4 protein-coding genes and 1 pseudogene are annotated in these 3,246 nt (G+C 48.2%); 4 read left to right on the forward strand and 1 reads right to left on the reverse strand.

Features of this window, described 5'->3' with window-relative positions; genetic code table 11:
* Window positions 1–131 (reverse strand): annotated as a pseudogene (locus BLX42_RS23920) (IS256 family transposase); the annotation flags it as partial.
* 216 nt (window positions 132–347) lie between these two features.
* Here BLX42_RS23920 and BLX42_RS23925 point away from each other — a divergent pair.
* From BLX42_RS23925 to BLX42_RS23940, 4 genes are all read left to right on the forward strand, one after another.
* Entirely contained in the window at window positions 348–740 is a 393-nt protein-coding gene (locus BLX42_RS23925) for a hypothetical protein (RefSeq protein WP_161872804.1), read from the forward strand.
* On the forward strand, window positions 740–1,594 hold the full coding sequence (locus BLX42_RS23930; RefSeq protein WP_161872805.1) for an SEC-C metal-binding domain-containing protein: 855 nt from the start codon (window positions 740–742) through the stop codon (window positions 1,592–1,594). Before BLX42_RS23925 ends, BLX42_RS23930 begins: the two co-directional genes overlap by 1 nt.
* A gap of 543 nt (window positions 1,595–2,137) precedes the next feature.
* Window positions 2,138–2,329 (forward strand): AbrB/MazE/SpoVT family DNA-binding domain-containing protein, encoded by a 192-nt coding sequence (locus tag BLX42_RS23935; RefSeq protein ID WP_161872806.1) that lies wholly within the window; start codon window positions 2,138–2,140, stop codon window positions 2,327–2,329.
* Between the two features lie 336 nt (window positions 2,330–2,665).
* Window positions 2,666–3,223 (forward strand): YkgJ family cysteine cluster protein, encoded by a 558-nt coding sequence (locus BLX42_RS23940; protein ID WP_161872807.1) that lies wholly within the window; start codon window positions 2,666–2,668, stop codon window positions 3,221–3,223.
* Window positions 3,224–3,246: the final 23 nt, after the last annotated feature.

Below are 3,246 nucleotides of genomic sequence, written 5' to 3' on the forward strand. Positions count from 1 at the left end.
CCCGCGCCGCACAGGCCTTCGACATCGAACTCCATCATGCGCTGGGCAACGAACTGGATCATTTGCTTGAGCAGATCAGCGTCTGCCCCTTTCTCAACCAACTCGGTCAATGCGATAGTGGGCTTGGTCATCGTGGTTTCTCTGGTGAGTGTTTGGTCTTCGCAAACTCAACGTTAGCCAAGAACCACGATGACCATCCTCTTTCGCCCGCAGGGCGCCTTCGGCTGGTTCAGTTACACCACTTCCCGGGACACGATCCAAAGCGGCGGTTCGTAGTAGCATTTTGCATCCATCGTGCACGCAGGGAGCTGAGTGCCTGCGACTCCAATCAAAGGCGAAGCGAACACATGAAAATTGAATTTCTGACTGACCGTGGTTATGAAGGATCCGTCTCGGTTGAGGCAGGCCCCTTTAAAAAATGGCTCAAGATCAATCATCCAGAAATAGAAGTTGTTTCTCCACAAAACGCAACGATCTTCGATCTACACGACTTCTCTTACATCATGCCTTTGGTGAGCCTTGCCAACGACATGACTCTTCAGAATTACCTTTCGCTTGTAATTCAGTACTTAGAAACCTATAGAAGCAGCCGCCTGGAGGGTGACTCTGACGAAGTTCAGATAAGTGCCTTATATCAAGATGGAATTGTGACCAAGGAGTTCAAATTCAAAGGCAGCACTGAGGCTTTGAAAAGCAGCATGAAGAAATTCGATCTGAACAAATTCATGGAAACGCCTTAATGTATGGACTAAGACTACTCGAAAATGAGCTACCAGAATCACAGATCATCACTCAGCAGATCTTGGAACTGATATCCAGCAGAAAATACGATGATGCGCTAAAGCTTGCCAAGAACACACAAGCCGCTATAAATGGCATCAAATCTGACGCTGTCGAAGATAGCGTTAAAAATAATTGCTTCATTTATTTCTGCTTCTTTGAGCTTCTCTCCAGCTTGGCTTGCTACTGGAAATGCATAGAGGCAGAAAAATACCATGACTCTTGGTGCAATCTACAAGACGCATTAGATTGCCTTAGACACCTAAAGCGCTTTTATAAAGAACCTAGCATTACTATAACATTTCTGGCTCGCCAGCTTATTTCTATAGAGAAAGTATATCCCTATAAGCACTTTTCAAGCTGCGGATTCATCCTTGAAAAATTTGAATGCAGTATTTGCTCAAAGAACATAGATAGCGACGAGTGCCCCCATATAAAAGGAGAGCTATATTCAGGGGTCATGGCACAAGCCATTGCGCGAAAAATCAAAAGCATAGATCACTTGGCGATCGTCACGAACCCTAAGAACAAGCGACTGGTTCTCATACCAGATGACAATCACCAGCAGTTTGATTTATTCCGAAAGCTGATAAGCGAGTTCGATTCAAAGAAATGCTCACCTATGAGCATCGCCCGTGTCAATTTGATTGAGTCACGTCGCACAGACCCTGACCACAAGCGCGCGCCCCGCAACTCCGCTTGTTACTGCGGAAGCGGAAAGAAATACAAAAGCTGCTGCATTAAATTAGAAAGAATGGCACATATCCACATGGATATTTCCTTAGGACATTTGATGGATCGCCATATTATCTAGCCGGCTTCGCCGGAAGGAAACCAGCGGCTATTTAGCCGGCGACTAGCGAGGGTGGAGCGAGAACCGGCTTGCCACAGACATTTGCTTCTGGCCTTGCCCCATAGGCCCACCTTCTGGAAACCTTCAGCCGGAACGGCTGGTCGACCTGCCATGCTTCGAAACCTGCCCAATTCAACTAACCGCCGGCCGATTTTAGCGCCCAGTGGAAAGTTGCACGGTGCACACCCAGCAGGCCCGCGATATGAGCCACCGACTTGCCCGCTCCGACAAGCATCTCCTGGCCGAGGCAAGCGTGATTGAAGCCATTCGGTTCGACTTCTCATGCCTCTCCTCTACAACAACCCTCATCACGTCGGGGCCTACGTCATACAGCACGACCCCTTCATTTTTCTCCCACTGGCCATCTGGATCTGAGTAGTACCCCTCTCCTAGCAGCCTAACTCTTGACCATTTGGAGTTCTGATTCTAAAAAGTACGCGATTCGCGTCCTAAATTAGGGAGGTACGTAGTAGCATGAGCAACATCCCAACCTGAGGTATCCCCGTGAGCCAGCCATTAAAGATGACGGTGCAGTGCCAAGCTGCTGATGACGGCACAGGAGACTTGATTGTCGATCTACCCACAGAAGTTCTGAATGCAATGGGTTGGAAGCTGGGTGACCTCTTGAGTATCGAGCGGGTCAATGACGAGATCGTGCTGAAGCGAATCCCTGAAGGCTCGGACTCAGGCGATTGATCGCGCCTGGTAGAAACCAAATTGATACATCGGCCACTTGCGGAAAGCGAGTCTATCCCTTGCACGATGATCGATCGGCCGCTATCGACCCCCTTCACGAAGGACCGCAATTGTCCAAAAGCAGACCCTGGACATGTGGGCGATAAATTAGTAGTGTGTCCAAAACTTTGTCGTTTACCTCATGGCATCATGTTGCGGTTAAAGCGCCCTACTCAGCCGGCCTTGGAGGTACACTGAACAAAGAACGCTATTAGGCACAAGCTATTAGGCACAATCGGCGGAAAGCATTACGCCTTTTTTGTTTACTTAAGACCGTAAATCGATTCAGGATTAGCCATGAATTATAAGGACTACGACGAAAGCAAGCCTCCTGCTGTAAAGTTTGCAGATGACGAGGAATCGATTTATCCCATACTGGAAGCGTTTGCCCCCAACAGGCAGCATGATGCACTGTATAAGCTGAATGCTATTTACAGATGGTCTGAAAACCTTATGGGCGATGCTTCAAGCCAAGCCGTGTGCGAGTCTGGCTGTTTCCATTGCTGCGCTCAGAAAGTCGCGATTAAGCCAATTGAGCTGGATAACATACGTGCCAATATTGGTGGTTTTCAGGCTAGGGATAATGGTCGATTTTGCCCTCTTTTAGATATGGACAAGGGCGCGTGCGGGGTATACGAGGTGCGCCCATTAGTGTGTAGGGCTATGCTGACTTTTGACAACCCAAAGTACTGTGAGCGCGACGAAAAACACTACACTTTTGATATTAATCACCTCGGCCGCGCAATGAAGCAAGTGCTTGAAAACCAAGGTGACTTAGGTGAATATTTGGCAGGCAACATAGATATGGTAATGCGCGGGGAGGAAATTGACCTTAGAGTTGAGTTCCAACCTTAATAGCCCAATCTAGTGCACTCTAA

It is taken from the genome of Pseudomonas sp. SG-MS2, assembly GCF_009933855.1.
In the GTDB taxonomy this organism is placed as follows: domain Bacteria; phylum Pseudomonadota; class Gammaproteobacteria; order Pseudomonadales; family Pseudomonadaceae; genus Aquipseudomonas; species Aquipseudomonas putida_E.

What these genes read in the sequence shown, in the direction of transcription:
- BLX42_RS23925 (WP_161872804.1), top strand. Translation starts at nt 348, where the DNA reads ATGAAAATTGAATTTCTGACTGACCGTGGTTATGAAGGATCCGTCTCG.
- BLX42_RS23930 (WP_161872805.1), top strand. Translation starts at nt 740, where the DNA reads ATGTATGGACTAAGACTACTCGAAAATGAGCTACCAGAATCACAGATC.
- BLX42_RS23940 (WP_161872807.1), top strand. Translation starts at nt 2,666, where the DNA reads ATGAATTATAAGGACTACGACGAAAGCAAGCCTCCTGCTGTAAAGTTT.